The organism is Paenibacillus enshidis, from assembly GCF_042136365.1.
Taxonomy (GTDB): Bacteria; Bacillota; Bacilli; order Paenibacillales; family Paenibacillaceae; genus Paenibacillus; species Paenibacillus enshidis.
This window is the reverse complement of record NZ_JBHHMI010000087.1, coordinates 1-414: the sequence shown is the minus strand read 5'-3', so window position 1 is coordinate 414 and position 414 is coordinate 1. Positions and strand designations below refer to the sequence as shown.

The following is a 414-nucleotide window of genomic DNA, read 5'->3' as shown; positions in this document are numbered from 1 at the left end:
CCATATGACCCGTAGGGGATTCGAACCCCTGTTACCTCCGTGAAAGGGAGGTGTCTTAACCCCTTGACCAACGGGCCTTATTCATAAGACACTAATTCTATATATTAAACAGATCAAACCTGTCTTCAAACGAGTTGGCGGAGAGAGAGGGATTCGAACCCTCGCACCGCTTACGCAGTCTAACCCCTTAGCAGAGGGTCCCCTTGAGCCACTTGGGTATCTCTCCGAGTAGCGGCGGAGGGGATCGAACCCCCGACCTCACGGGTATGAACCGTACGCTCTAGCCAGCTGAGCTACGCCGCCAACTTTATATATAGTAAAATCAGTAATCTGCAAAATGGCTCCCCGAACAGGACTCGAACCTGTGACAACTCGATTAACAGTCGAGTGCTCTACCAACTGAGCTATCAGGGA

General features: G+C 51.2%; 4 tRNA genes. All 4 read right to left on the bottom strand.

Going from position 1 to position 414, the window contains the following annotated elements:
• Positions 1-5 precede the first annotated feature (5 nt).
• The 4 genes from ACE41H_RS25205 to ACE41H_RS25190 all read right to left on the bottom strand — a co-directional run bounded on the left by ACE41H_RS25205 (position 6) and on the right by ACE41H_RS25190 (position 414).
• Positions 6-77: transfer RNA gene (locus ACE41H_RS25205), tRNA-Glu, on the bottom strand.
• A gap of 58 nt (positions 78-135) precedes the next feature.
• Positions 136-226, bottom strand: a tRNA-Ser gene (locus ACE41H_RS25200).
• Between the two features lie 3 nt (positions 227-229).
• A tRNA-Met gene (locus tag ACE41H_RS25195) sits at positions 230-303 on the bottom strand.
• A gap of 35 nt (positions 304-338) precedes the next feature.
• Positions 339-414: transfer RNA gene (locus ACE41H_RS25190), tRNA-Asn, on the bottom strand.